Consider the following 26,086-nt stretch of genomic DNA (forward strand, 5'->3'; position numbering starts at 1 on the left):
CCCCTCCACCATGCTGCGCATGGTCCCCCTCCCCCGATGGGGGAGGATTGACGCCCGCGCCCACCTTTCGAATAGTGCCGTTATGTATCCGCCGAAGATCACCATTCAGCGGGCGCGGGCCTTGCGGCGGAAGATGACCCTGCCGGAGGTGCTGTTGTGGCGCGCGCTGCGCAAGCGGCGGTTGGGCAAGACGCGGTTCCGGCGCCAGCATCCGGTCGGGCCGTTCATTCTGGACTTCTTTTGCGAGACCACGCAGCTGGCGGTGGAGGTGGACGGCGGGGGCCACGAAGACCCCGACCAGATGCGCCATGACGCCGAGCGCACCCGATGGCTGAACCTGCGCGGCATCGAGGTTCTGCGCATCCCCGCCACGGCGGTGCTGAACAACCTGGACGGCGTCCTTGCGGGCCTGAACGCGCGCGTGAGCGGCCGCTAAATCCTCCCCCATCGGGGGAGGGGGACCGCGAAGCGGTGGAGGGGGCTTGCGGCGGACTGGATGGCCGGCGGGCGGTCTCCCTCACCGATCCAGCGCACCCACAATCCTCCGCAGCCTCGGCCTCAGCCCCCTCCGTCTCGTCGCTTCGCGCCGATCCACCTCCCCCGATGGGGGAGGATTAATCCCCGCATTTCCCGCCCCCAATCCCTTGCCCCGCCCCGATTTCGCGCCAGAACACCCCGAAACACGCCGCCGCCTTCCCACGGCCCGTAAACTCCCGCCTCCACGCGAGGAGACGGATCATGGACGACCACGGGCGCGACCCGGCGCACTGGCCTTCGGCGCAGGACCGGGCCGAGATCGACGCGGCCTTCTTCAATGACGCCCCATCCCGGGACGCCGCGCGCGGCGGCTATCGCCGGGCGTCGGACGAGGTCTGGGATCTGGCCCGGCAGGACTATCAGGCCGGCGATACGGCGGCGGACGTCTGCGCCCGTTACGGCCTCAAGGTCAGCACCCTGCGGGACCGCGCGGCCTCCGGGGGATGGCGCCGCCTGGACACGCCCCACGCCGCCCCCGACCCGGTGGACCTGGACTCCGACGAGGCCGCGACCCTGCCCGACTATCGGGAAATGGCCCACACGGCCCTGATCCGCATGAACCGCGCCCTGCAGGCCGGCCGCGCGGTGGAGGCCGGGTCGTGGATGCGTCTGCATGAAAAGCTGATGGCCCAGGCGGCGCGTCCCGATCCCGAACCGTCGCCGCCGCCGCCGCCCTCCTGGGTCGACCACACGAATCTCGAGGCCCGCCAGGCCGCCATCAACGCCCGCTTCGCCGAGATGCCCAACTACTATGCGCACATACGGCGGCCGTCCGCCGAGGCCGCGCCCGAACCGGCGGCGCCCGGCGCCCCCGGCGTCGGCGTTTCGGACAATTCAGACAATTCGCACCCTGTTTTTTCCGCCCCGCAGTCCGAAACCGCCACGCCCGTCACGGCTGGCGACGCGGCCGAAACCGCGCCGTCCGCGAAGCCGATTTCGGACCATTCGGACAATTCGCACCCTGTTTTTTCCGCCCGCGAGTTTGAAATCTCACCCGCCACAGACGGGGAGCCGAACGGGGAGGGGCCCGAAATCAGGAAAGAGGGCTCAGGCCTGCCGGAAGCCCAGCACGTCCTGCATGTCGTACAGGCCGGGGCTGCGGGCCTTGACCCAGACGGCGGCGGCCACGGCGCCCCGGGCGAACAGGGACCGGTCGATGGCCGAATGGCTCAGGGTCAGGACCTCGTCCTCCGAGGCGAACAGGACGGTGTGGTCGCCCACGATGCCCCCGGCGCGCAGGGCCGCAAAGCCAATGCCGCCAACGGGGCGTTCGCCGGTTATGCCCTCGCGCGCCGCAATGCGCAGCTCCGCCAGGTCGGCATGCCGGCCCATGGCCGCGGCCTCTCCCAGCATCAGGGCGGTCCCTGAGGGGGCGTCCACCTTCTTGCGGTGATGGCTCTCCAGCACCTCGATGTCCCAGTCCGCCGCGTCCAGCCGGGCCGCGGCGCGCTCCACCAGTCCCACCAGGATGTTGACGCCCAGCGAGAAATTGCCGCTGCGCACGATGGCCACCTTGTCGGCGGCTTTCGTGATCTCGGCTTCCTGATCGTCGCTCAGCCCCGTTGAGCCGATCACCAGCGCCGGGCCGCCGCGCGCCGCCACATGGCGGGCCAGTTCGACGGAGGCGTCAGGCGTCGAGAAATCGATGACCACGTCGCAAAGGGAGAGGTCCGGGGTCTCGCCGCGGTCGAAGCGGGCGGCCACCACCAGATCCTCGCGCGCGTCCAGCACCTGGCCGACGGCGCGGCCCATGCGGCCCCGGGCGCCCGAGACGCCCACATGGATCACGCCGCTCAAGCCGCGCTTTCCTTCTTGGGCGTATCGTCGCTGCCGGTGATCTCGCTCCAGAACCGCTTGGCCTTGGAGGCGAAGCCGGAGTTGCGGGGGTTCTGGGCCTCGCCGCAACACTCGGCCAGCTCCTTCAGAAGCGCCTTCTGGCGGGCGTTGAGGTTCTGGGGCGTCTCCACGAACAGCTCCACCACCAGGTCGCCGCGCCCGCGGCCGTCCAGCCGGGGCATGCCCTTGCCCTTGATGCGCACGGTCTTGCCGGTCTCGGCGCCCTCGGGGACCTTGACGGAGGCCCGGCACTGGCCGTCGCAGGCCTCCGACACCAGGCACGGGGCCTCGATCTCGCCGCCCAGGGCCGCCACGGTCATGGGCACGGGGACGGTCACCAGCAGGTCCAGATTGTCCCGCTCGAACAGCTCGTGGGGCTTCACCGACAGGAACACATAGAGGTCGCCGCGCGGGCCGCCGCCCATGCCCACGTCGCCCTCGCCCGCCAGCCGGATGCGCGAGCCGTCGTCCACGCCCGCCGGGATCTTCAGCGACAGGGTGCGGTTCCTGCGCACCTGGCCGTGGCCGTGACACGAGCCGCAGCGGTCCTTGATGACCTTGCCCTGGCCGCCGCAGTGGGGGCAGGTGCGCTCCACCGCGAAGAAGCCGTTGGCCTGACGCACCCGCCCCTGACCGGCGCAGGTGGCGCAGGTGGTCGGCTGGCTGCCCGCCTTGGCGCCCGAGCCGTTGCAGGTCTCGCAGGTCGCCGTGGTGGGGACCGTGATCTCCGCATCCAGCCCCCGGTAGGCCTGCTCCAGGGTGATCTCCAGATCATGCCGCAGGTCCGAGCCCCGGCGCGGTCCGCCGCGCTGGGAGCGGGCCCCGCCGAACACGTCGCCGAACGCCTCGCCGAACACTTCGGAGAAGATGTCGTTGATGTCGTGGAAGCCCTGCCCGCCGCCGCGCCCGCCCGCGCCGCCGTTGACCCCGGCATGGCCGAACCGGTCATAGGCCGCGCGCTTCTGGTCGTCCGACAGGACGCCGTAGGCCTCGCTGATTTCCTTGAACTTGGCCGCGGAGTCCTCGCACCCGCCGTTCCGGTCCGGGTGGTGCGCCATGGCCAGCTTGCGATAGGCCGCCTTGAGGCCGGCCGCGTCGATGGTCCGCTCGACGCCCAGGATTTCGTAGAAGTCACGCGCCATAAGGCGTACCCGATTCCTTGTTTCGCCCCGTCGCGCCGAAGGGCTCCGGCGCCGTCGTCATGCCTCAGATGGTGTCCGCCCCGACGGATGCAATATCCGCATGAAGGTCAGGGGTATCGCCATCCGCGATCAGAAAAAAGCCCCGCTCGCCTCACTGGAGAAGCGAGCGGGGCTCTGCTCGGTCAGACCGCCTCAGGCGCTCTTCTTGTCGTCGGAGTCCGAGACTTCCTCGAACTCGGCGTCCACCACGCCGTCGTCGGCGGGTTGCTCGGCCTGGGCGCCGTCAGCGCCGTCGCCGGAGCCCTGCTGGGCGGCGTACATGGCCTCGCCCAGCTTCATGGAGGCCTGGACCAGGGTCTGGGTCTTGGCCTTGATGTCCTCGGCGTTCTCACCCTCGCGGGCGGACTTGAGGTCGGCCAGGGCCGTCTCGATGGCGGTCTTGTCGTCGCCGGAGACCTTGTCGCCGTGCTCGGCCATGGCCTTCTCGGTGGAGTGGATCAGGCTGTCGGCGCCGTTCTGGGCCTCGACCAGCTCCTTGCGGGCCTTGTCGGCGGCGGCGTTGGCTTCCGCCTCCTTGACCATGGTCTCGATGTCCTCATCCGACAGGCCGCCGTTGGCCTGGATGCGGATCGACTGCTCCTTGTTGGTGGCCTTGTCCTTGGCGCCGACGTTGACGATGCCGTTGGCGTCGATGTCGAAGGTCACCTCGATCTGGGGCATGCCGCGCGGTGCGGGGGGAATGCCCATCAGGTCGAACTGGCCGAGGATCTTGTTGTCCGCCGCCATGGGCCGCTCGCCCTGGAACACCCGGATGGTCACGGCCGACTGGTTGTCGTCGGCGGTGGAGAACACCTGGCTCTTCTTGGTGGGGATCGTCGTGTTGCGCTCGATCAGGGGGGTGAACACGCCGCCCAGGGTCTCGATGCCCAGGGTCAGGGGGGTCACGTCCAGCAGAAGCACGTCCTTGACGTCGCCCTGCAGCACGCCGGCCTGAACGGCGGCGCCCAGCGCCACCACTTCATCGGGGTTCACGCCCTTGTGCGGCTCCCGGCCGAAGAAGGCCTTCACGGCCTCCTGCACCTTGGGCATGCGGGTCATGCCGCCGACCAGAATGACCTCGTCGATGTCCGAGGCCTTGAGGCCCGCGTCCTTGAGGGCCTTCTGGCACGGCTCGATGCTGCGCTGGATCAGGTCGTCCACCAGGGCTTCGAGCTTGGCGCGCGAGAGCTTGATGTTCAGGTGCAGCGGGCCCGAGGCGTTCATGGTGATGAAGGGCAGGTTGACCTCGTACTGGGTGACCGAGGACAGCTCCTTCTTGGCCTTTTCGGCCTCTTCCTTGAGGCGTTGCAGGGCCAGCTTGTCGGAGCGCAGGTCGACGCCCTGCTCCTTCTTGAACTCATCGGCCAGATAATCGACCAGACGCAGGTCGAAGTCCTCGCCGCCGAGGAAGGTGTCGCCGTTGGTGGCCTTCACCTCGAACACGCCGTCGCCGATCTCCAGGATCGAGACGTCGAAGGTGCCGCCGCCCAGGTCGTAGACGGCGATCTTCTGGCCGTCGTTCTTGTCGAGGCCATAGGCCAGCGCGGCCGCGGTGGGCTCGTTGATGATGCGCAGGACCTCAAGGCCGGCGATCTTGCCGGCGTCCTTGGTGGCCTGACGCTGGGCGTCGTTGAAATAGGCCGGGACGGTGATGACCGCCTTCTCGACCTTCTCGCCCAGATAGGCCTCGGCGGCCTCCTTCATCTTCTGAAGGGTGAAGGCGGAGACCTGCTGGGGGGAATAGTCCTTGCCGTGGGCGCGCACCCAGGCGTCGCCATTGGGGCCCTTGACGATCTCGTAGGGGACCATCTTCTTGTCCTTCGCCACGACGGGGTCGTCATAGCTGCGGCCGATCAGGCGCTTGATGGCGAAGAAGGTGTTCTCGGGGTTGGTGACCGCCTGGCGCTTGGCCGGCTGGCCGACCAGGGACTGGCCGTCCTCCTGGATCGCGACCACCGACGGGGTGGTGCGGTTGCCCTCGGCGTTCTCGATGACCTTGGGATTCTTGCCGTCCATGACCGCAACACACGAGTTGGTGGTGCCGAGGTCGATGCCGATGATCTTGCTCATGGGCGTTGTCTTTCACTCCGTATCGGCGGGCGATGCGGCGGCCTTCGGATCAAGCGCCGCGCGTGACCGCCCCCTGTGGGTTGTTAGGCTTGCCGGGCGAACCGGCGGTGGGGCTCCTTAAGCGAACAATTCCCTCAAAGGAATAGGGTCTTGTCCACGTTCCGGTCGGATATGGGAAAGCCCGCAAGGGGTGCAAGGGCTTGGCGCGAGATCAGGCCCATCCGATATGGGGTCAATGACCTCGCCCGCCGACATGACGCTGGATGACTCGCTCGACGGTTTTCGCCTCTGGCCGGGGCGACTGACGGCTGCGGATCAGGCGCAGCTGCGGGATCAGGTGCTGGCGGCGCTGGAGGCCGCGCCGCTGTATCGGCCTGTCACGCCAGGCGGACGGCCGTTCTCTGTGCGTATGAGCAATCTGGGGCCGCTGGGGTGGGTCTCGGACCGGGCGGGCTATCGCTATCAGGCGGTTCATCCCGAAACAGGCGCGCCCTGGCCGCCGATTCCCCAGATGTTGCTGACCTTGTGGGACGATCTGACCGGCTGGCCCGCGCCGCCCGACGCCTGTCTGGTCAATCTGTATGACGCCGACGCCCGCATGGGCCTGCATCAGGACAAGGATGAGCGGGACCTGACCGCGCCGGTGCTGTCGGTCTCGCTGGGGGACACGGCGGTGTTCCGGATCGGGGCGGCGGGCGGCGGGCGGACGCGCTCGGTGCGGCTGGCCTCGGGGGATGCATGCATGCTGTCAGGGCCGGCGCGGCTGGCGCGGCACGGGATCGACCGGATTCTGGGCGGATCGTCCAGCCTTTTGCCGGGGGGCGGGCGCATGAACCTGACCCTGCGACGTGCCGCCTGAACGGCCGCTTGACCGGGTCGTGACTGGACCGGACCCACGGGGCGGCGCACAGTCGCGCTTTCCCGAGCCGACCCCCGGAGACCCGTCATGAGCGTGAACCTGATCCGCCCCGAAGGCCCCCGGCCCGAGGATTTCAAGATCAGTCGCCGGCTGCTGGGGGGCCTGCTGTTCGCCGGCTATGCGACCGCGGCGGTGTCGCAATCGGCCGAGCCGGTGGTGACGGATGCCGACGGACTGGTGACCGAGACGGTGAACCTGCCCGCGCCGGACGGCTTCGACCTGCCCGCCTATGTGGCGCGGCCCGAGGGCGAAGGGCCGTTCCCCATCGTGGTGGTGGCGTCGGAGATCTTCGGCGTGCACGCCTATATCCAGGACGTGTGCCGCCGCCTGGCCAGGGAGGGCTATGCGGCCATCGCCCCCGCCTTCTTCGTGCGGGTGGAGGATCCAGCGCCCCTGTCGGACATGGCGCGAGTGTTCGAGATCGTTGGGGCGGCCGGATACGAACAGGTCATGGGCGACGTCTCGGCGACCCTGCAGTGGCTGGGCGGCCAGATCTGGGCCGACAGTGAGCGGGTGGGGATCACCGGCTTCTGCTGGGGCGGCAAGGTGGTCTGGCAGGCGGTGGCCCGCTTCGCCGCCTTTGACGCGGGCGTCGCCTGGTACGGGCGGCTGGCCCCGGAAGACGGCGCGACCGCCGGCGCGCCCTGGCCGGTGGACCTGGCGGGCGACCTCAAGGCGCCGGTGCTGGGCCTGTACGGAGAGGACGACCGGGGCATTCCGGTCGCGTCGGTGGAAGCCATGCGCGAGGCCCTGACCCGGGAGGGCCAGACCGCCAGCGAGATCGTGCTCTATACGGGCGCCGGACACGCCTTTCACGCTGACTACCGCCCCAGCTATCAGGCCGAAGCGGCGGCGGACGGCTGGTCACGCCTGCTGGCGCACTTCCAGGCTCACCTCTAGGTATCAGACCTTGGCGTCGAGTCGCGCGCCGGGCTCCTGCGAGCCGCCGCCAGATCCCCGCGCGGCCACCACCACCATGGCGGGACGCACGACCCGGCCGAACAGGGCGTAGCCCGCCTGCATGGTCTGGATGACCTGGCCGGCCGCCACGGTGTCGGAGGGCTGCTCCATCATGGCCTGATGCAGGTTGGGGTCGAACGCCTCCCCCGCCTCGGGCGCCACGCGGGTCAGGCCGTTTGTCTCGAAGGCCGACAGCAGCGACTTCTCGGTCATCTCCAGCCCGGTGACGAGACCGCCCACGGCGGCGTCGGCGTTCTCCTTCGGAGCCGCCTGCAAGGCGCGCGACAGATTGTCGGCCACGCCCAGCAGATCGCGGGCGAAGCGGGTGATGGCGTAAGCGCGCGCGTCATTCATCTCGCGCTCGGCGCGGCGCTTGACGTTGTCGGCCTCGGCTACGGCGCGCAGGGCGCGGTCCTTCCACTCGTCGCGCTCGGTGATCAGGGCGTCGATGGGGCCCAGATCGTCCTCCTGCTCGAACGCGTGGGCGGGATCGGCGTCAAGCCCCGCCTCGGCGTTCAGGTCGGCTTCGTCGCGCGCTTCGGCGTCGTTTCGGTCGTTATAGGTGTCGCTCACGTTTCCTGTCCGTCCAGCATCCGGCCCAGCACCCGGGCGGTATAGTCCACCAACGGAATGACACGGGCGTAGTTCAGTCTTGCAGGTCCGATTACGCCGATGGCGCCCAGAACCCGCTGTCGGCCCGACATATAGGGCGCCGCGATCACGGCGGAACCCGAAAGTGAAAACAGTCGCGTTTCGGCGCCGATGAAGATGCGCACCCCCTGGGCGTTTGTGACCCCGTCCAGAAGGCCGATCAGCTGTTCTTTCTGCTCCAGGTCGTCGAACAGGACGCGCACCCGCTCCAGATCCTCCAGCGCCTCGCGGTCCTGCAGAAGATTGGCGCGGCCGCGCACGATCAGGGCCCGCTCGCGGTCCGGTCCGCCGGACCAGGCGGCCATGCCGTCCTCCACCAGCCGGGCGGCGGCCTCGTTCAGATCGCGCCGGGCGGCCTGAAGCTCGGCGCTCATCTCGCTGCGCGCCTCCTGCAGCGGTCGGCCCTTGAGCCGGGCGTTGAGGAAGTTGGAGGCTTCCTGAAGGGTCGAGGCCGTGACCCCGGCGGCCAGCGGCATCAGGCGGTTCTCAACCGTGCCGTCCTCGGCCACCAGAACCGCCAGCGCCTGATCCTCACCCAGGGCCACGAACTCCACATGGCGCACGCCGGTGTCACGCACCGGGCTGGCCACCACGCCGGCGCCGCCCGCCAGACCCGACAGCAGGGACGAGGCCGCATCCAGCGCCTCCTCGAAGCCGCCGCGGCCCGCCGCGCCCTTGTGGACGGCCAGACGGGCGTCGATCTCGCGCCGCTCCTCCTGGCTGACGTCGCCGATCTCCAGCAGCCCGTCCACGAACAGACGCAGGCCCGCGTGGGTGGGCGCCCTTCCGGCCGACGTGTGGGGCGCGTGCAGCAGCCCCGCCAGGGTCAGGTCCTGCATGGTGTTGCGGATGGAGGCCGGCGACAGGGACACCCCGCTCAGGGACAGGGTGCGCGAACCCACCGGCTCGCCGGTCTCCAGATAGGTCTCGACGATGCGGCGGAAGATGTCGCGCGCCCGGTCGTCCAGCATGGTCAGGGGGGCGGAGGGGGCGAACAGGCTCATGACCGGGCCTCCGCTGCGGGGGGGTGCGGATAAACGGCTTTCACGGCTTCTGGACGGGACAGGCTCACCCTTTCAGGATAAGCGTCCGGGCCACCACTTCCAATACGATAAGCGAGACCCATGCGCCCGTCTGACCGCACGCCCGAACAGCTTCGCCCCGTCACCCTCGAGATCGGGGTCAATCGCTACGCCGAGGGCTCGTGCCTGGTCAGCTTTGGCCATACGAAGGTTCTGGTCACCGCGTCGGTGGAGGAAAGCCTGCCGCCGTGGCTGCGCGGCAAGGGGCAGGGCTGGGTCACGGCGGAATATGGCATGTTGCCCCGCGCCACCCACACCCGGGGCCGGCGGGAGGCGGCGGCGGGCAAGCAGTCGGGCCGGACGCAGGAAATCCAGCGCCTGATCGGCCGCTCGCTGCGGGCGGTGGTGGACATGAAGGCGCTGGGCGAGCGTCAGGTGCTGATCGACTGCGACGTGATCCAGGCCGACGGCGGCACCCGCACCGCCGCCATCACCGGCGCCTGGGTCGCCATGGCCTCGGCCCTGAACTACCTGAAGGACGAGGGCGTGCTGAAAACCGACCCCATTCTGGATCAGGTGGCGGCGGTGTCCTGCGGCGTGTTCATGGATACGCCCGTGCTGGACCTGGATTACGAAGAGGATTCCAATGCCGAGGCCGATTCCAACTTTGTCCTGACCGGGTCAGGCGACATCGTGGAGATCCAGGCCACCGGCGAGAAGCGCGGCTTCAGCCGGGCCGAGTTCGACCGCCTGTTCGGGCTGGCCGAAAGCGGCTGCGCCGAGCTGTTCGCCATGCAGCGGGCGGCGCTGGGGCGATGACGGAGGCCTTCGCTGCCGACCCGGCCTTTGACGCCGGTTCGATCGAGGCGGCGAACTGGCCGCTGTGTCAGGTCCGGCTGCAGGATGACGCGCGCTTTCCCTGGCTGATCCTGATTCCCCGCTTCGAGGGCCTGATCGAACTGGACCAGCTGACGGCGGAACAACGGGCGGTGCTGATGGAGGAGACCGTACGCGCGGGCGCCATGGTGCGGGCCATCGGCCAGCGGTCCATGCGCCCGGTGGAGAAGCTGAACATCGCCGCCATCGGCAATGTCACCGCCCAGCTGCACGTCCATGTGGTCGGCCGGCGCCGCGATGACGGCCTGTGGCCCGATCCGGTCTGGGGGCGCGGCCCGGCCATTCCCTATGAGCCCGAGGTGCGGGACGAATTGCTGGCTGTCATCCGCAAGGGCTGATCCGCCCTCAGTGCCCACCCTCGCCGTAGGGCGCCGAGGCGGCCAGGTTGATGAAGCCGTTGGTGGCCTCACCCAGGCCCACGATGATGAACTGAACCGCCAGGGCGCACAGGATCAGGCCCAGCACCCGCACCACGATGGCCATGCCCACTTCGCCCAGAAGCCGGCTGATCAGGCCCGAGACCGAGAAACAGGCGAAGGTCACCACCGACACCGCCACGATGGCCGCCAGCCCCGCGGCCCAGCCCGCCGCCCCGATCTCGCGGGCTTCGCCCGCTTGAATGATCACCGCTGAAATGGCCCCGGGCCCGATCAGCAGCGGAATGGCGATGGGCACCACCAGACGCTGGAACCGCCGCCGCGCATAGCCGCGCACGTCGCCCGGATCATTGGTGGGGTCCACGTCGGCGAAGGCCTTGAGGAAATCATCCCGGGTCATGTCCAGACCCAGAAACAGCAGCAGGATGCCCCCGGCGATGCGGAACGCCGCCAGCGAGATGCCGAAGAACTCCAGCAGGGCCAGGCCGGTGACGAAGAAGAAGACCAGAAACCCGATCATGGTCAGGGCGATCATGCCGCTGATGCCGCGCCGCTGCGCCGCCGTGGCGCCCAGGGTGGCGGCCGCAAAGATGGGCACATTGCCGATGGGATCGGCCAGGGCGAACAGGGCCACGAAGAGGTTGACCCCGAGATCGACGGCGTTCATGTCCATGTCTTGGCCTGAAAATCTGTTCTGCCCCGCGTTCCGCCTCTATCGGCCGGGTCGCGCCGCTTCGCAACCCGCGTTCCTTCACTCGAGCGCCCGGAGACCACGCCATGTCCGACCCGCGCCTGATCTGCGCACTCGATTTCCCCACCACCGATGAGGCCCGCGCCCTGACCGGGCGGCTGGGCGACGCCGTCGAATTCTACAAGGTGGGACTGCAGTTGTTCGCCACCGACGGCATGGTCCTGGCCCGCGAGCTGAAGGCGGACGGCAAGCAGGTGTTCCTGGACTGGAAGCTGCACGACATCGGCGCGACCGTGGAAAAGGCCGCCGCCGCCCTGGCCAGATCCGGCTGCGACCTGCTGACCGTCCACGCCCAGCCGCAGGTGATGGCGGCGGCCCGAAAGGGCGCCGAAGGCTCGGGCCTTAAGATCCTGGGCGTCACGGTCCTGACCAGCCTGACCGACGCGGACCTGACCGCCGACGACCACAGCCTGTCCGCCGCCGATCTGGTGGCGCTGCGGGTGCGTCAGGCGCTGGACGCGGGCATCGACGGGGTGGTCTCCAGCCCCCACGAGGCGGCGCAGGTGCGCGCCCTGGCCGAGGCCGCCGGCCGCCCCGACTTCCTGATCGTCACCCCGGGCGTCCGCCCGGCGGGCGCCGCCCTGGACGATCAGGCCCGCGCCGCCACCCCGGCCTCGGCCTTGCAGGCCGACGCCACCCACCTCGTGGTGGGCCGCCCCATCACCGCCGCGCCCGATCCGCGCGTCGCGGCCGAAGCCATCGTGCAGGAGATGGCCGCCGCCTGACGATCCTCAGCGGTCGTACAGATAAACGTCCTGGCAATAGCAGTCCCGGTCGTAGCGGTAGTCGTTGTCATACCGATACTCGGTGCGATGCCGGGCAGGCGGCCGGTCGTCGTTATATCCATGCCGGTCCCGGTAGCCGGGCCGCCGCTGGTCATGCCGGTAGTCCCGGCTGTACCCGTATCGCCCGCCCCGGTCGGCGTAGCCGTACTGGCTGTAGCCCCGCGACGGTTGAGCATAGCCGTAGCTGTAGCTTTGCGTCTGTGCGTAAGGGTAGCCCGCCCCGCCATAGCCGTAGCTGTATCCGGTCACATGGGCGCTGTTCACGCCGTAGGAATTATAGCTGGTGTAGGGTGCCGGCCGCTGGGGCGGATCGTACCGCTCGCGACGGCGATGATCGTCGCCACGCCCGCGGTCCTCATATCGTCTGTCGCCGTATCCCCGGTCGTCATAGCCCCTGTCGTATGAGCCGCGTCGGGCGTAGCCGTACGACCGATCCTGGCCCGCATAGGCGTTGCCATAGGCATAGGCGCCCCGGTCATAATCATAGCCGGCCCCGTAGCCGGAGCCGTAGCTCTGGCTCAACGCGGGGGCGGCGGACAGCAGCAGCGCGCCGAGCGTTCCGGCTCCGGCGATCGACAGCACAGATTTCATGGCGGTTCTCCAGCTCGGCCGCAAAGGTTAACGCAGCCGTCCGCACTTGGTTCGCTTATCGCCAATCCGGCGAATTCAGCCCGCTGTCTTCTTCGGCGGCAGGGGGAAGAAGCCGCTGGTGCGCGCCACATAATCCGCATAGCCGGGCCGGGATTTGTGCATCCCGCCCTCGGTGGTGGGCGCGCCCGACCATTTGGTCAGGGTGAAGGTGAGGAAGATCGGCCCGAGGATCGCAAACAGACCCGGAACGGTCTCCGCCGCCACCAGCCACAGACCCCACCAGACGCAGGCGTCGCCGAAATAGTTGGGGTGGCGGGTGTAGCGCCACAGGCCGGTGTCCAGCACCTTGCCCTTGCTGTCCGGGTCGCGCTTGAACGCCGAGAGCTGGGCGTCGGCCACGGTCTCGAACACGATGCCGAACAGGGCCAGGGCCGCGCCGATCCAGCCGATCCAGCCCACGGCGGGCGCCGCCGCCACCTGGCCCAGCTGCACCGGCAGGCAGGTCAGCCACAGCAGCACCGCCTGTGGCAGGAACACGAACATCAGCGAGGCCGGGGCGAAGCCCTGCCCCTTGTTCGCGCGGCTTTTCAGCAGGGCCTGATAGCGCCGGTCCGGGCCGTGGGCGCGCCAGCGTTTCAGCAGGTGCACGCCCAGCCGGATGCCCCACACGGCGCACAGCCCGGTCAGAAGCCCCTTGCGCAGGGGATCGCCGTCCGTCTGCAGGAACGTGGCCCCCGCCAGCAGCACCATGCCCAGACCCCAGACCCCGTCGATGAAGCTGACATCCTTCAGCTTCAGGGCGAGGAGCCAAAGCGCCAGCATAACCACGACGATCAGGGCCAGATTGCGCGCGAGGAGGAGAAGGATTTCCAGGAGGGTCATGGCTCAGAAACGACTCCCGCGCGAAAACGGATGCCCGCGCGGCCCGCGCCTCTCATATCAGAGCCGGCCGTCGCTGTCCTATCCCCCGCCGCCGGCCCTTTCTCAGGCACGACTCTTGATCTGTCCTGCGCTGATTGCGGAAGCAGTCCGAGCGTTCAGCGCAGCCATTTCCCTGGTTTAGAATTTGGGAAGCCTTGGATGGCGAGATGTGGTCTGAGCGAGAGGCGATGAACCGCTTGCACGGCACGAGCCGCAGAGCCCGCCGTCCGAGGGATGGCTGTCGGGGAAAAAGGAGGGCATGGCATGCGCTATCTGATCACCGGCACGGCCGGGTTCATTGGCTTTCACCTGGCCCGGCGGCTGCTTGAAGATGGCCATGAGGTGCTGGGGGTCGACAGCTTCTCGCCCTATTATGACCTGGCCTTGAAGGAGGACAGGAATACCATCCTGGAGGGGTACGGGGCGTTCCGTGTGGCGCGGCTGGCGCTGGAGGACGGCCCCGCGTTCAACGCGGCCTGGGCCGCGTTCTCACCCGAGGTGGTCATCCACCTGGCCGCCCAGGCGGGCGTCCGCTACAGCATCGACCATCCCGAGGCCTACATCTCCGCCAATCTGGTCGGCTCGTTCAATGTGCTGGAGGCGGCGCGGCGTCTGCCGGTCCGACACCTGCTGTGCGCCTCCACCAGCTCGGCCTACGGCGCCAACGTCGATATGCCGTTCCGGGAGACCGACAGGGCGGTTCATCCCATGACGCTTTACGCCGCCACCAAAGGCGCAACAGAGCTGATGGGGCATGCCTATGCGCACCTCTTCGGCGTTCCGACGACCTTCTTTCGCTTCTTCACCGTCTATGGGCCGTGGGGCCGGCCGGACATGGCCCTGTTCAAATTCGCCAAAGCCATCCTGGCGGGCGAACCGATCGATGTTTACGGGGGCGGCGACATGTCCCGCGACTTCACCTTCATCGACGATCTGGTGGAAGCCGTTGTGCGATTGATGGATGTGGCGCCGAACGAGGCCAATCGGGTCGAGAACGACAGCCTGTCGCCCGTTGCACCCTTTCGGATGGTCAACATCGGGGGAGGCCGCCCGATCCTCCTGATGGAGTACATCGGTGAACTTGAGCGCGCCTTGGGGCGCACAGCGACCAAGAACTTCCTGCCCATGCAGGACGGCGATGTACCGCACACCACGGCCTCGGCCGACCTGCTGGAGCGCCTGATCCGCTACAAGCCCGAAACCCCGATCAGCCGCGGCGTGCCCGCATTCGTGGACTGGTATCGGCAGAGATACGGCCACTGACCGCAAACATGAGCTTCCTTGAACACCCGGAAGTCCCGGCCGTGGTTGCCGCAACAACCTGGGTTCAACGGAACGCGGCCCCTGGACGCACGCCCAGCCTTTTCAGCAGAATGGCCGCAGGGCAGAAGCCCGTGATCGAGGCCTGAATCAGATTGAGGCCAACCAGCGCCGGCAGCCATATCCACGCCGGATGCACCCAGTAGGCCAGGGCCGCTCCGACGAGGACGAGGGATCCGGCCAGCATCATGACGGCATGATCAAGGGTCACGGGGTGGTCTCCTGTGATGACGGGGCGGCGGGCGATCGCAGCTTCGGGGCGCCGAGAAGGCTGAGCGCGAGCTTCTCGTAGAGAGGTTCGGCCTGCCCTCGGCGAACCTTGTGCAGGAAATAGCGCTCGAAAGCGGCCTTGGCGGCGTGGACCCAGCGACCGCGCGCCGCCCAGTTGATGTTTCGCGGCGGAATCTGGGGTTGGGCGATGAACGCCACGCCCTCGTCGCCGAAGTCGGCCAGACAGATGGCGTTCCAGCTGGCTTCCGCTGTCGGCGGCTTGCCGTCGATGATGTCCCTGAGATTGATCGAGATCGCCGTGACCATGCTTTCGATCATGAATCCGGTCTTGGGCACGCCTACCGGCACAGGGGTCGGGCCTGTGGGCGGAATGGCGATGCAGACGCCCAGGGCGAAGATGTCAGGCCAGGTCGGGTTGCGCTGGTGCTTGTCCACGAGGACGAACCCGCGCGGATTGGTCAGCCCCTCGACACCCCGGATCGCCTCGACGCCCCGGAAGGCGGGCAGCATCATGGAGTAGGAGAAGGGCAGGTCATGGCTCGCCTTGACCGACCCGTCCTGCGCGACCTCCTCCACGTGCATCATGCCGGCGTCGACGGATGTCACCCGGGCGTTGGTGATCCATTTGATGTGCCGCTGGCGCATCTCGCTTTCCAGCAGACCCTTGGTGTCGCCCACGCCGTCCAGGCCAAGATGGCCGATGTAGGGTTCGGAGGTGACGAAGGTCATGGGGGCGCGGTCGCGCAGTTTGCGGCGGCGCAGCTCGGTGTCGAGGATCATCACGAATTCATAGGCCGGGCCGAAGCACGAAGCGCCCTGCACCGCGCCGACGACGATCGGGCCGGGCGCTTCCATGAAGGCGTCGAAGGCCGCCGCCGCCTCGACCGCATGGTCCACATGGCAGATCGAGACCGTATGACCTTCGGGGCCGAGACCGGGAATCTCGTCAAAGGCCAGGTCAGGGCCTGTGGCGATGACCAGATAATCGTAGTGAAGGGCGCGTCCGTCCGAGAGGTCGATCTCGTTTTCGTCGGGGCGGATGCGCGTGGCCGGCACATTGATGAACTCGACGCCCTTGCGCCTCATCACATCGGGCAGCCTGACCTCGATCGCGTCCCTCGTGCGCCAGCGGACGGCCACCCAGGGGTTGGACGGCGTGAAGTGGAAAACGTCTCCTTTGGAGACCATCACAACCCGCGCCCGGTCTCCGACCACATGGCGAATGTCGAAGGCTGCAATGGCCCCGCCGAGGCCGGCGCCGATGATGACGATTGTTGGCCGGTTCATGAGCACGCTTCCCTTGCCATGGCATGGAGGCCGCACCCTTCACCATACGATTCATGGCGTCCTTGATCCGTATCAAGGAAATCACCCCGCCGCCGGGGCGATGATCTCTCCGTCAGAGGTCACCTGCAGGGTCAGATGAAATCCACGACAGTCTTGGCGGCGTTGATTGTTTTCCTGCTCGGCGCCTGTGGCGGCGATCCGGAACCTGTGGCGCCGACCGAGGTCCGGGGCGAGCGTCTCGTCATCCGACAGCAGGTCGTCCCGATCCTGAAACCGGCGTCTGCTGTCATCACCTCTCGTGATCTCGCCGAGGCGCGCGCGCGCATTTCCGGCACCCTGGTGCGGCTGAACGTGCGCGAGGGCATGATCGTGAGCGAGGGTCAGGTCTTGGGGGTCGTGTCTGACGACCGTCTTTCCCTCCAGACCACCGCCCTCGACGCTGCCGTTTCAGCTGCCGAGGCGGAGGCCGTGCTGGCCCGGGATAGCTTGGCGCGTGTTCAGACGCTCTTCGATCGCGGTTTCTACGCCCAGGCGGCGCTGGATCAGGCCCGCGCCGGCGCTGAAGCCGCCCAGGCGCACCTGCGCGCGGCCCGGGCCCAGCGCGCCGCCAGCGTCGAAACGGCGAGCCAGGGGCGGATTCTGGCGCCGGTCGCGGGGCGGGTGCTGACTGCCGACGTGCCGGAAGGGTCAGTCGTCGTCGCCGGTCAGTCCATCGCCACGATCACGGCCGGCCCGCTGGTCCTCAGGCTGGAGTTGCCCGAAGCGCAAGGCCGCCGACTGAGGCAGGGCCAACAGATCCGGGTGGAGGGCGAGAATCTTCCGGCCGCCGGAACCGTGGCCCAGATCTATCCCGCGGCCGTCGCTGGCCGAATCGTCGCCGACATAGCGGTCGAGGGTCTGGCGAGCGACCGGGTGGGCCAGCGGGTGCTGGTGCAGGCGCCGTTGGGCCAGCAAGAGGCTTTGCTGGCGCCGCGCCGCTTCATCGCGATGCGCCATGGGCTGGCCTATGTGCGGACCATCGACGCCTCGGGGCGGGTCAGCGAGGCGCCGGTGCAACTGGGCGACTCCGATGACGCCGACACGGTCCGCATCCTCTCGGGTGTGAGCGAGGGCGACACACTCGTGGCGCCGGAGCCGGGGCGATGAATCTGGGGCTTTCCGGCCGGCTGACCCGACTGACGCTCAATTCGCCGCTGACCCCGTTGATGCTGCTGGCGGCGATCGCTGTCGGTCTGATGGCGCTCGTTTCGATCCCGCGCGAGGAGGAGCCCCAGATCAGCGTGCCCATGGTGGACATTCTGGTGGCCACGCCGGGGCTGGACGCTTCGGACGCCGCCGAGCTGGCGGCCAAGCCTCTGGAAGCCATTGTCCGCAGCCTGGACGGCGTGGAGCACGTCTACACCCAGGTCGAGGACGATCGGGTGATGGTCACGGCGCGGTTCGAGGTGGGATCCGATCCCGATGACGCGGCAGTGCGCGTCCACGAGCGGGTCCGCGCCAACTATGACGCCATTCCCACAGGGGTTTCCGAACCACAGATCGTGACGCGGGGCATCAACGACGTGCCCGCCCTGGTGCTGACCCTGACGCCCCGCCCCGAGGCGGCGGCCCGGTGGAGCGACCAGGCGCTTCATGACGTCGCCTCAAGGCTCAGGACCGAGATCACCAAGGTCGAGGATGTGGGTCTGACCTTCATCGAAGGCGGTCGTCCGGCCGAAATCCGGGTGGAGCCGGACCCGGCCCGCATGTCCGCCCGGGGGGTGCCGCTGATCTCCATTCTCGACACCGTCCGCCAGGCCAATCGCACCGTCCCCGCAGGCGCTGTGCGCGATCAGGGGCAATCGCTGGTCGTTCGCGCTGGCGGCCGCCTGTCGACGCCGCAGGATGCAGCCTTTCTGACCGTGCGGTCGCTGACCGGCGACCCCGTCTACCTGAACGATGTCGCCGATATTGTTCAGGCGCCGCGGGAGGACCAGGCGCGCGTGGCGCACTATGCGCGCGCCGAGGACGGGTGGACCCGGGCGCCGGCGGTCAGTCTGGCCATCGCAAAGCGCAGGGGAGCCAACGCGGTGGTGGTCTCCCATGCCGTGCTGGCGCGCGTTGAGGCCCTTCAGGGCACGCTGATTCCCGAGGGCCTCGAGGTGGTCGTCACCCGCGACTATGGCGAGACCGCCAACGAAAAGGCGAACGAACTGCTGATGCACCTGGGTCTGGCGACGGTCTCCATCGTCGTGCTCATCGGGTTCGCCATCGGCTGGCGCGAGGCGGCCGTCACCGCCGTGGTCATTCCGACCACGATCCTGCTGACGCTCTTCGCGTCCAATCTGATGGGCTACACCATCAATCGTGTCAGCCTGTTCGCCCTGATCTTCTCGATCGGCATCCTGGTGGACGACGCCATCGTTATGATCGAGAACATCGCGCGGCACTGGGCCATGAATGACGGCCGCAGCCGCCAGCAGGCGACGGTGGAGGCTGTTGCGGAAGTCGGCAACCCTACGATCGTGGCCACGCTCACGGTCGTCGCCGCCCTGCTGCCCATGCTCTTCGTGTCCGGCCTGATGGGGCCGTACATGGCGCCGATCCCCATCAACGCCTCGGCGGCGATGGTCTTCTCCTTTTTCGTCGCCGTGGTCATCGCCCCGTGGCTGATGATCAGACTGGCGCGCCGGGCCCTGAACGGCGCTCACCATCAGGGCGAGGACAGGCTGGGTCGACTCTATCGCAGGATCGCCGCTCCGGTGATCCGCACACGGCGGGCGGCCTGGATCTTCCTGATCGTGGTGGGGATCGCCACCCTCGTCTCCATGTCCATGTTCGGCCTGCGGGCGGTGTCGGTGAAGCTGCTGCCGTTCGACAACAAATCCGAACTTCAGGTGCTGCTGGACATGCCGGAAGGGACCAGCCTGGAAGCGACTGACCGGGCGCTGGCCTCGGCCGCCGTCGTCGTCCAGACCCTGCCCGAGGTCCTGTCGATGGAGACCTATGCGGGGTCGGCGGCGCCGTTCAATTTCAATGGTCTGGTCCGGCACTATTTCCTGCGCGACCGCCCTGAACAGGGCGACGTGGCGGTCATGCTGGCGCCCAAGCACGATCGTCACCGCAGCAGCCACGACGTGGCCCTCGATCTTCGACAGCGCCTGGCCGAGCTGCCCTTGCCGCCCGGCGCCGTGATCAAGGTCGTGGAGGCCCCGCCGGGGCCGCCTGTCCTGGCGACGCTGCTGGCCGAGGTCTATGGGCCGGACGCGGCGACCCGGCGCGCGGTGGCGCAGGAATTGGAGACCCTGTTCCGGGCTCAGCCGTCCATCGTGGACGTGGATAACAGCCGGGGCGAGCGGCGACCCGTGTTGAGGCTGGTTCCCGACCGCGAGCGTATCGAACGTTTCGGCCTGTCCGAGCGGGAGGTGCTGGATTCCATCGCCGCGGTCATGGGCGGACAGGCCCTCGGCTACGCCGCCCGGGACGACGAGCGCCCCCCGGTGGAGATCGCCGTGCGCCTGCCACAGGAGGCCCGCGCCTGGACAGAGCAACTGGCGGTCATGCCGGTGGCGGTCACGACGCTGAACGGGGCGCCCCGTCTGGTCGAGTTGGGAGAGGTCGTCGAGGCCCGCCGGGAACTGGCCAGCTGGCCGATCTATCGACGGGACGGACGCGCCGCTGAAATGGTCACCGCAGAACTCGCCGGCCAGTTCGAAGCGCCCATCTACGGCATTCTCGCCATCGGGGACACCATCGACGCCCATGACTGGGGCGACCTGCCGCGTCCCCGGGTTCGCCTGAACGGCCAGCCTGACGACGAGACCACAGCGACGATCCTGTGGGACGGCGAATGGGAGATCACCTGGGTCACCTTCCGAGACATGGGCGCGGCGTTCGGCGTGGCGCTGCTGGGCATCTATGTGCTCGTGGTGGCCCAGTTCCGCGATTTCCGGCTGCCGCTGGTGATCCTGACGCCGATCCCGCTAACCCTGATCGGCATCGTCATCGGCCACATGCTGTTCGGGGCGCCGTTCACGGCCACCTCCATGATCGGGTTCATCGCCCTGGCCGGCATCATCGTGCGCAACTCGATCCTTCTGGTCGACTTCATCGGCCACGCCCGGACGCCTGAGCGGCCCCTGCGGGACGTGCTGCTTGAGGCCGGCGCCATCCGGTTCAAACCCATCCTGCTCACCGCCCTGGCGGCCATGATCGGCGCGGGGGTGATCCTGTTCGACCCGATTTTCCAGGGTCTGGCGATCTCGCTCCTGTTCGGGCTGATGTCTTCGACCCTGCTGACCGTGCTCGTGATCCCGGCCATCTATGTGGCGCTGAAGGATGACGGGCGAGCGATGAGCGATGACGGCGGGAGCGGAGGTCATGGCTGAGCCCGCCGCCGACGCCCGCCCGCTGGAGACGTCCGGTCTGGAGGCGGGCGCCGAGGCCGCGGCGCGGGTGCTGCGGCTGTTCGCCAACGAACATCGCCTCAGGCTGATGTGCAGGCTGGCCGACGGCGACCATTCCGTCGGGGATCTGGCGCGCTTCGTCGGCCTCTCGCAGTCGTCCTGTTCCCAGCATCTGGCCCGCCTGCGCGATGAAGGGCTGGTCGTCTCGCGCCGGGACAACCAGACGATCTACTACCGTCTCGCGGAACCAAAGGGGCGGCGGATCATCATGTCCGTGTGCGACCTGTCGCGGAACGCCACTGAAGGAGCCGAGAAATGACCTACTACCACGCCCGCATCATCGACGCCGATTTCGACGCGGTGCTCGCCCGCACCCGTGACGCCCTCAAGGCGGAAGGCTTCGGTGTCCTGACCGAGATCGATGTGGCCGCGACCCTCAAGGAGAAGATCGGCGAGGATTTCCGCCCGTATCGCATCCTCGGCGCCTGCAATCCCCGCATGGCCCACGAGGCCCTGGAGATGGAGTCTCATGTGGGCGTCATGCTGCCGTGCAATGTGGTGGTCCAGCAGATCGACGGCCAGGCCGAGGTGTTCGCGGTCGATCCGGCTGCTTCCATGAGCGCGATCGACAATCCGGAGCTGCTGCGGCACGCCCGGTCGGTCGGTGAGAAGCTGCGCGCGGCCATAGACGCCGTCTGAGAGTCGTCCGGCCGGGGCCGTGCGTCTCCCCAAGGCCATGTCTGGCCCTGGCGCCAAGACGGCTTCCCTTCCGGTGCTCTGCACTGTTTCTGCACGGCGCGGGGTTCAAAACCCCACGCCCCGCGCATCACCGCTCCACATGAACGGGTGACAACGGCGGCCTCATCGGGAGGCGCCGACCAGCCGTGTACACTTCATCCATCCGATCATCCTTCGCGCTGAAAATCGTTCTGGGGCTTCTTCTGGTCGTAGCTGCTGACTGGCTGCTCTTCCTGAGGCCGATCGGAATAGCCCTGGGTCTGTTCGCTGTCCTTTTGTTGGCGACGGCGGCGGTGATCCGCAGAGGCTGGGCGTCGGATCCTCGAGGCTTCGCGGCGGCGGCGGCCGCCGCCGGCATGGCCTTGATCCTGATTGATCGCCCGAGCGCGCTTGCGTGGCTGCTGTTCGGGCTCGCCCTGATGATCGCGATGCTGTCCGCGCGGGTGGGACGGAACGAGGACGCCTGGCGCTGGGCGCAACGCCTGGTGGTCCATGCCGCGACCGCCGTCGTGGGGCCATGGCTTGATCTGCTGCGGCTGAACCGGGTGAAGCGGCAGCGTCGGGCCTTCAATGTACCCGGGGTAGTGCGGCTCCTCATCCTGCCGGTTCTGGGCGGGGCGGTCTTCATCACGCTGTTCGCCAGCGCCAATCCCGTGATCGGAGACCTGACCGCCCGGCTGCGGCTGCCGCCCTTGTCCGGTGAGGCGGTGGCGCGGGTGATGTTCTGGATCCTCTGCGTCTTCATGGTCGGCGGAATTCTTCGCCCGCGCTGGCGGTCACGGCTTCTCCCCTTGCCCTCGCTGGACGGCCAGAAGCTCTCGGGCGTCACGGCGGCGTCGGTCACCCTGTCACTGATCGTGTTCAACCTGCTGTTCGCCGTTCAGAACGGGCTGGACCTGGCCATTCTCTGGAGCGGCGCGCCGCTGCCGGACGGGATCACCCTGGCGCAGTATGCGCACCGCGGCGCCTATCCGCTGATCGTCACGGCTCTGCTGGCGGCCCTCTTCGTCCTGGTCTTCCTCCGCCCGGCGTCGGAAACCGCCGGGCGACCGCTCGTCAGGTGGTTGGTGGTGATCTGGGTGGGTCAGAACCTGCTTCTGGTCGCCTCCAGTTTGCTGCGCACTGCAGACTATATCGAAGCCTATTCCCTGACCCGGTTCCGCATCGCCGCCATGATCTGGATGGTGCTCGTCGGCATCGGGCTGGGCCTGATCTGCTGGCGGCTGCTCAGGAACCGCAGCGCCGCCTGGCTGATCAACGCCAACGTCGGCGTGGCGCTGACCGTGCTTGCTGTGGTCAGTGCGGTGGATCTGGGAACGCTTGCAGCGCATTGGAACATTCGCCAGGCGCTGGACCCGGACCGACAAGGCGCCCAACTGGACCTCTGCTATCTTAACAGCCTCAACGGCGCCGCCCTCACGGCTCTGGTCGAACTCGAGCAGCGCACCCCGGACCCGCTGTTGAGGGATCGCACCGCCGCCGTGCGGGTTCGCCAGATGTCGGCCATACAGGCGCGTCAGTCTGACTGGCGGGGCTGGCGCTGGCGCGACCAGCGACGGCTGGATCGCGTGGCGCGCATGACCTCAGACCACCCCTTGGCGGCCCCGGCGCCCGGCGGCCGGGACTGCGACGGACGCCTGATCCCGCCGCCCCGCCTTGCAGCAGCGGCCGAAAGGCCGGCCATTCTCCCACTGTCCCGTTGACCTCCACGGCTGGAGACTGAACATGGCGATCATGCAGCGCTCGGTTCTGGTGGTCGATGATGACCCGCATATCCGCGACCTCCTGACCTTCGCCCTGGGCAAGGCCGGGCTGGCGACCCGTGAGGCGGGAGACGGGGAAGCCGCTTTGGCCGCCATCGCCGAACAGGCCCCCGACCTGGTCATTCTGGATATCAACATGCCGCGCATGGACGGCATCGAGGTGTGCCGCCGCATTCGGGCCCATGGCGCCCTGCCGGTGCTGTTCCTGTCGTCGCGGGACGACGAGATCGACCGTATCCTGGGCATCGAACTGGGCGCCGATGACTATGTGGTGAAGCCCTTCAGTCCGCGGGAGGTGGTGGCCCGGGTCGCCGCCATCCTGCGGCGGGTGAACCTGTCGCCGCCGCCCCCGCCGCCGGGCGCGGCGCAGGTCGGCCGGCTTTCGCTGGATACGGACGGCTGGCGCGCCCGTTGGGGTGAAGACGAGGTTTCCCTGACCCTGACCGAGTTCAGCATCATCAAGGCGCTGGCTGCTGCCCCGCAAAAGGTCTTCACGCGGGACGCGATCATCGACCGTATTCACGGGCCGGGCTTTGCACTGACCGACCGGACCATAGACAGTCACGTCCGCAATCTTCGGGCTAAATTCGCAACCGTCGGCGGCTCTGATGTGATCGAGACCCGCGCCGGGGTCGGCTACCAGATGGGGCCATGTCTCGGCGGCGAGGCGTGACGCGAGCCGCGCTCCAGCGCCTGCGAGCTGTCGTTCGGGCCCACTGGCCGGCTCTCCGGCTTCGCACCATCCTGCTGTCCGTGCTGCTGTTCGCGGCGATCCTGCCGGGCGCCAGCGCCATATTCCTGCGGGTCTATGAGAACACCCTGGTCCGCCAGACCGAGGCGGAACTGATCGCACAGACGGCGGCGCTGGCCGCGGCGGCGGAGGTGATGTGGCCCGGGACGCCGATCCCCGCCGTGGACCCGGCTGCGCGGCGGGCGCCGGGATATTTCCAGCCCGAACCGGCGATGATCGACCTTCGCTCTGACCCTGTGCTGCCGCCCCGCCCGCCAGCGCGCGCCACAACGCGGAACGCGGACCCTGACATGGTCGCCGTGGCCGAGACTCTCGGGCCGATGATGGACCGAACCAGTCAGACGACCCTGGCCTCCATCGTGCTTCTGGACCGCCAGGGGGTGGTGGTTCGCGGTCTGGGCGAGGATGGAAGCTGGCGCGACCTGCCCGAGGTCCAGTCCGCCTTCGGCGGGCGCGCCGAGACCGTCCTGCGCCGCAATGCCGGCTATACGCCGCGCTACTCGATGGAGTGGCTGAGCCGGGCTTCCGGCCTGCGCATTCATCATGCCCGGCCCGTGGTGGTGAACGGTCAGATCGAGGGCGTCATCCTCGCATCGCGTTCCCCGCGCGCCCTGTTCAAGGGCATCTATCAGGACCGCGGCAAGATCCTGTTTGGCGTGATCGGCGTCCTCGGGCTGCTCAGCGTGCTGGCGGTGCTGGTCTCTCGCGGGATCGCCCGTCCGATCGAAGTCCTGCGCCGGGCGGCGCGCGACGTCACCCATGGAGACGGCTTCGTCCCGCCCCCGCCCGCGACGGCGGCGGTGGAGATCCAGGAACTCTACGAGGACTTCGGCCGCATGGCCGAGGCGGTGGAGCGCCGCTCCCGCTATCTTCGCGATTTCGCCGCTGCGGTCAGCCACGAGTTCAAGACGCCGCTGGCCGGCATTCAGGGCGCGGTCGAACTTCTTCAGGATCACGCCGACGACATGCGGCCGGACCAGCGCCGCCGCTTCCTCGATAACATCGCCGCTGACAGTCGCCGACTGTCGGAGCTGGTCGCCCGCCTGCTGGACCTGGCGCGCGCTGACATGGCGCGGCCGGAGGCAGGGGCGGCCGTCGACCTGCGCAGCGTGGCGGTCAGGATCGCGGATGCATGGGGAGGCCCGGTGCAGATCGACGTCGACCTTCCCGAAGGCCTGCCTCTGGTCGCAGTGCCGGCCGCGAGCCTCGAGATGGCCTTGTCTGTTCTGATGGAGAACAGCCGCCAGCTGGGCGCCACAAGGGTCACGATCACGGGACGGGTTGACGGTCAGCGGGTGCGCCTCACCGTGTCCGACAACGGTCCCGGCGTCGCGCCGGGTGACATCCAGCGCATCTTCGAGCCCTTCTTCACCACGCGGCGGAGCGAAGGCGGCACGGGGCTGGGTCTGGCGATCGCCCACGCGCTTCTGCGGACCAATGGAGCAGACCTGACCCTGGTCGGATCTCAAGGCGGCGCGACATTCGCTCTGGATCTCCCCGCATCAAGCGCCCCACCTGACCGGCCGGCGCCCGCGCAACAGAACTGAATTTCAAGGCATCAGTTTACAAATGCACTACGCTGTATTACGTAACGAGCATGGCTTCCCTGTCGGCACCTTTGAGCGTCCGCTTGTCAGAAGAGGACAACGGGTTTCTCGCCGTCCTCGAGATCGACGGCGCCGTTACCGCGAGCGACAAGATCCGCGGGCTAATTCGGCAGGCGCGCCAGAACGCCGAGCCGATACAATCCTTTTCGACGGCTCTCTCCCTCAGCCATGATCATTTCTCATCGGCAATCCGCGCCCTTCGAGCCGTAGAGCAGGATCTCGACACCCACTCCGAAGTCGCGGTGAGTCTGATGACCACGGCTGAGGAGTTTCTCGCCCTCGCACTGATTGCTCCAAGACCAGGAGCCGAGACCACCGCCGCCGACCTCCAGCGTTTTGAGGCGCGACTGGTGGACTGTGCGGCGAGAATGACGGAACAGTTATTGCGGTGGGCGGTCACGCCGACCGCGCCAGGCTACGACGCACATGTCGTCTCCCGCCGCTTGGCGGTGCTTGATGATTTGATGCGGCTTGTTTCTGCGGCTGCGGCCGCGCGCTAACGGAAG

General features: G+C 68.2%; 25 protein-coding genes. 15 read left to right on the top strand and 10 right to left on the bottom strand.

The genetic code is table 11. The annotated features are described in order from the left end of the window. Nucleotides 1–121 precede the first annotated feature (121 nt). A complete protein-coding gene (locus tag IWC96_RS12320) occupies nt 122–436 on the top strand; it encodes an endonuclease domain-containing protein (protein WP_231379062.1) in 315 nt (104 codons plus the stop codon). Nucleotides 437–1,584: 1,148 nt separating this feature from the next. On the opposite strand, the gene dapB is transcribed toward IWC96_RS12320, so the two are convergent. The 3 genes from dapB to dnaK all read right to left on the bottom strand — a co-directional run bounded on the left by dapB (nt 1,585) and on the right by dnaK (nt 5,624). After that, a complete protein-coding gene (gene dapB, locus IWC96_RS12325) occupies nt 1,585–2,334 on the bottom strand; it encodes a 4-hydroxy-tetrahydrodipicolinate reductase (protein ID WP_196839021.1) in 750 nt (249 codons plus the stop codon). Further along, nucleotides 2,331–3,515, bottom strand: coding sequence for a molecular chaperone DnaJ (gene dnaJ, locus IWC96_RS12330; protein WP_045319469.1), 1,185 nt, complete (start codon nt 3,513–3,515; stop codon nt 2,331–2,333). The genes dapB and dnaJ overlap by 4 nt, the downstream gene beginning before the upstream one ends. A gap of 192 nt (nt 3,516–3,707) precedes the next feature. Continuing rightward, the gene (gene dnaK / locus IWC96_RS12335) at nt 3,708–5,624 is read right to left on the bottom strand and encodes a molecular chaperone DnaK (RefSeq protein WP_196839022.1); all 1,917 of its coding nucleotides are present in this window, start codon (nt 5,622–5,624) and stop codon (nt 3,708–3,710) included. A 235-nt stretch (nt 5,625–5,859) separates the two neighbouring features. Between dnaK and IWC96_RS12340 the strand changes: the two genes are divergently transcribed. Together IWC96_RS12340 and IWC96_RS12345 are read left to right on the top strand one after the other, a co-directional pair. Next, nucleotides 5,860–6,483 (top strand): alpha-ketoglutarate-dependent dioxygenase AlkB, encoded by a 624-nt coding sequence (locus IWC96_RS12340; RefSeq protein ID WP_021698215.1) that lies wholly within the window; start codon nt 5,860–5,862, stop codon nt 6,481–6,483. An 87-nt stretch (nt 6,484–6,570) separates the two neighbouring features. Continuing rightward, complete coding sequence (locus IWC96_RS12345) at nt 6,571–7,443, top strand: dienelactone hydrolase family protein (protein ID WP_196839023.1); 873 nt, start codon at nt 6,571–6,573, stop codon at nt 7,441–7,443. A 3-nt stretch (nt 7,444–7,446) separates the two neighbouring features. Here the strand turns inward: IWC96_RS12345 and grpE are convergent, their stop codons facing one another. Further along, on the bottom strand, nt 7,447–8,076 hold the full coding sequence (grpE, locus tag IWC96_RS12350; protein WP_196839024.1) for a nucleotide exchange factor GrpE: 630 nt from the start codon (nt 8,074–8,076) through the stop codon (nt 7,447–7,449). Then, nucleotides 8,073–9,158 carry a heat-inducible transcriptional repressor HrcA gene (gene hrcA, locus IWC96_RS12355; RefSeq protein WP_021698213.1) on the bottom strand — a complete coding sequence of 362 codons (1,086 nt, stop codon included), beginning with the start codon at nt 9,156–9,158 and terminating at the stop codon, nt 8,073–8,075. Before hrcA ends, grpE begins: the two co-directional genes overlap by 4 nt. 120 nt (nt 9,159–9,278) lie before the next feature. Between hrcA and rph the strand changes: the two genes are divergently transcribed. Further along, nucleotides 9,279–9,995: a ribonuclease PH gene (gene rph, locus IWC96_RS12360; protein WP_021698212.1), complete on the top strand. Its 717-nt coding sequence runs from the start codon at nt 9,279–9,281 to the stop codon at nt 9,993–9,995. Beyond that, nucleotides 9,992–10,411, top strand: a complete 420-nt coding sequence (locus IWC96_RS12365; RefSeq protein ID WP_196839025.1) for an HIT domain-containing protein — start codon at nt 9,992–9,994, stop codon at nt 10,409–10,411. The genes rph and IWC96_RS12365 overlap by 4 nt, the downstream gene beginning before the upstream one ends. Before the next feature lie 7 nt (nt 10,412–10,418). Here IWC96_RS12365 and IWC96_RS12370 read toward each other — a convergent pair whose 3' ends face one another. Further along, nucleotides 10,419–11,117 (bottom strand): MarC family protein, encoded by a 699-nt coding sequence (locus tag IWC96_RS12370; protein WP_045319274.1) that lies wholly within the window; start codon nt 11,115–11,117, stop codon nt 10,419–10,421. A 110-nt stretch (nt 11,118–11,227) separates the two neighbouring features. On the opposite strand from IWC96_RS12370, the gene pyrF reads away from it, so the two are divergent. Continuing rightward, nucleotides 11,228–11,926 (top strand): orotidine-5'-phosphate decarboxylase, encoded by a 699-nt coding sequence (pyrF, locus tag IWC96_RS12375; RefSeq protein ID WP_021698209.1) that lies wholly within the window; start codon nt 11,228–11,230, stop codon nt 11,924–11,926. A 6-nt stretch (nt 11,927–11,932) separates the two neighbouring features. Here the strand turns inward: pyrF and IWC96_RS12380 are convergent, their stop codons facing one another. Further along, nucleotides 11,933–12,577: a hypothetical protein gene (locus IWC96_RS12380; RefSeq protein ID WP_021698208.1), complete on the bottom strand. Its 645-nt coding sequence runs from the start codon at nt 12,575–12,577 to the stop codon at nt 11,933–11,935. Nucleotides 12,578–12,652: 75 nt separating this feature from the next. Then, the gene (locus IWC96_RS12385; protein WP_021698207.1) at nt 12,653–13,459 is read right to left on the bottom strand and encodes a DUF1295 domain-containing protein; all 807 of its coding nucleotides are present in this window, start codon (nt 13,457–13,459) and stop codon (nt 12,653–12,655) included. Nucleotides 13,460–13,762: 303 nt separating this feature from the next. On the opposite strand from IWC96_RS12385, the gene IWC96_RS12390 reads away from it, so the two are divergent. Next, nucleotides 13,763–14,761: an NAD-dependent epimerase/dehydratase family protein gene (locus IWC96_RS12390; protein WP_021698206.1), complete on the top strand. Its 999-nt coding sequence runs from the start codon at nt 13,763–13,765 to the stop codon at nt 14,759–14,761. Between the two features lie 64 nt (nt 14,762–14,825). On the opposite strand, the gene IWC96_RS12395 is transcribed toward IWC96_RS12390, so the two are convergent. After that, entirely contained in the window at nt 14,826–15,029 is a 204-nt protein-coding gene (locus IWC96_RS12395) for a DUF2892 domain-containing protein (RefSeq protein WP_021698205.1), read from the bottom strand. Next, nucleotides 15,026–16,336 carry an NAD(P)/FAD-dependent oxidoreductase gene (locus IWC96_RS12400; RefSeq protein WP_021698204.1) on the bottom strand — a complete coding sequence of 437 codons (1,311 nt, stop codon included), beginning with the start codon at nt 16,334–16,336 and terminating at the stop codon, nt 15,026–15,028. Before IWC96_RS12400 ends, IWC96_RS12395 begins: the two co-directional genes overlap by 4 nt. 135 nt (nt 16,337–16,471) lie before the next feature. Between IWC96_RS12400 and IWC96_RS12405 the strand changes: the two genes are divergently transcribed. The 8 genes from IWC96_RS12405 (at nt 16,472) to IWC96_RS12440 (ending at nt 26,080) form a co-directional block, all read left to right on the top strand. Next, entirely contained in the window at nt 16,472–17,482 is a 1,011-nt protein-coding gene (locus IWC96_RS12405; protein WP_045319269.1) for an efflux RND transporter periplasmic adaptor subunit, read from the top strand. After that, nucleotides 17,479–20,703, top strand: coding sequence for an efflux RND transporter permease subunit (locus tag IWC96_RS12410; protein ID WP_196839026.1), 3,225 nt, complete (start codon nt 17,479–17,481; stop codon nt 20,701–20,703). The genes IWC96_RS12405 and IWC96_RS12410 overlap by 4 nt, the downstream gene beginning before the upstream one ends. Beyond that, entirely contained in the window at nt 20,696–21,040 is a 345-nt protein-coding gene (locus IWC96_RS12415) for a helix-turn-helix transcriptional regulator (RefSeq protein WP_045319273.1), read from the top strand. Before IWC96_RS12410 ends, IWC96_RS12415 begins: the two co-directional genes overlap by 8 nt. Beyond that, nucleotides 21,037–21,420, top strand: coding sequence for a DUF302 domain-containing protein (locus IWC96_RS12420; protein ID WP_045319268.1), 384 nt, complete (start codon nt 21,037–21,039; stop codon nt 21,418–21,420). Before IWC96_RS12415 ends, IWC96_RS12420 begins: the two co-directional genes overlap by 4 nt. 185 nt (nt 21,421–21,605) lie before the next feature. Then, a complete protein-coding gene (locus IWC96_RS16250; RefSeq protein WP_196839027.1) occupies nt 21,606–23,162 on the top strand; it encodes a DUF4173 domain-containing protein in 1,557 nt (518 codons plus the stop codon). 22 nt (nt 23,163–23,184) lie between these two features. Further along, nucleotides 23,185–23,895 carry a response regulator transcription factor gene (locus IWC96_RS12430; protein ID WP_196839028.1) on the top strand — a complete coding sequence of 237 codons (711 nt, stop codon included), beginning with the start codon at nt 23,185–23,187 and terminating at the stop codon, nt 23,893–23,895. After that, a complete protein-coding gene (locus tag IWC96_RS12435) occupies nt 23,892–25,520 on the top strand; it encodes an ATP-binding protein (protein ID WP_370541141.1) in 1,629 nt (542 codons plus the stop codon). Before IWC96_RS12430 ends, IWC96_RS12435 begins: the two co-directional genes overlap by 4 nt. A 50-nt stretch (nt 25,521–25,570) precedes the next feature. After that, nucleotides 25,571–26,080 carry a hypothetical protein gene (locus tag IWC96_RS12440; RefSeq protein WP_045319455.1) on the top strand — a complete coding sequence of 170 codons (510 nt, stop codon included), beginning with the start codon at nt 25,571–25,573 and terminating at the stop codon, nt 26,078–26,080. Nucleotides 26,081–26,086 lie beyond the last annotated feature (6 nt).

The sequence above is a fragment of the Brevundimonas sp. BAL450 genome, assembly GCF_015767455.1.
In the GTDB taxonomy this organism is placed as follows: Bacteria; Pseudomonadota; Alphaproteobacteria; order Caulobacterales; family Caulobacteraceae; genus Brevundimonas; species Brevundimonas abyssalis.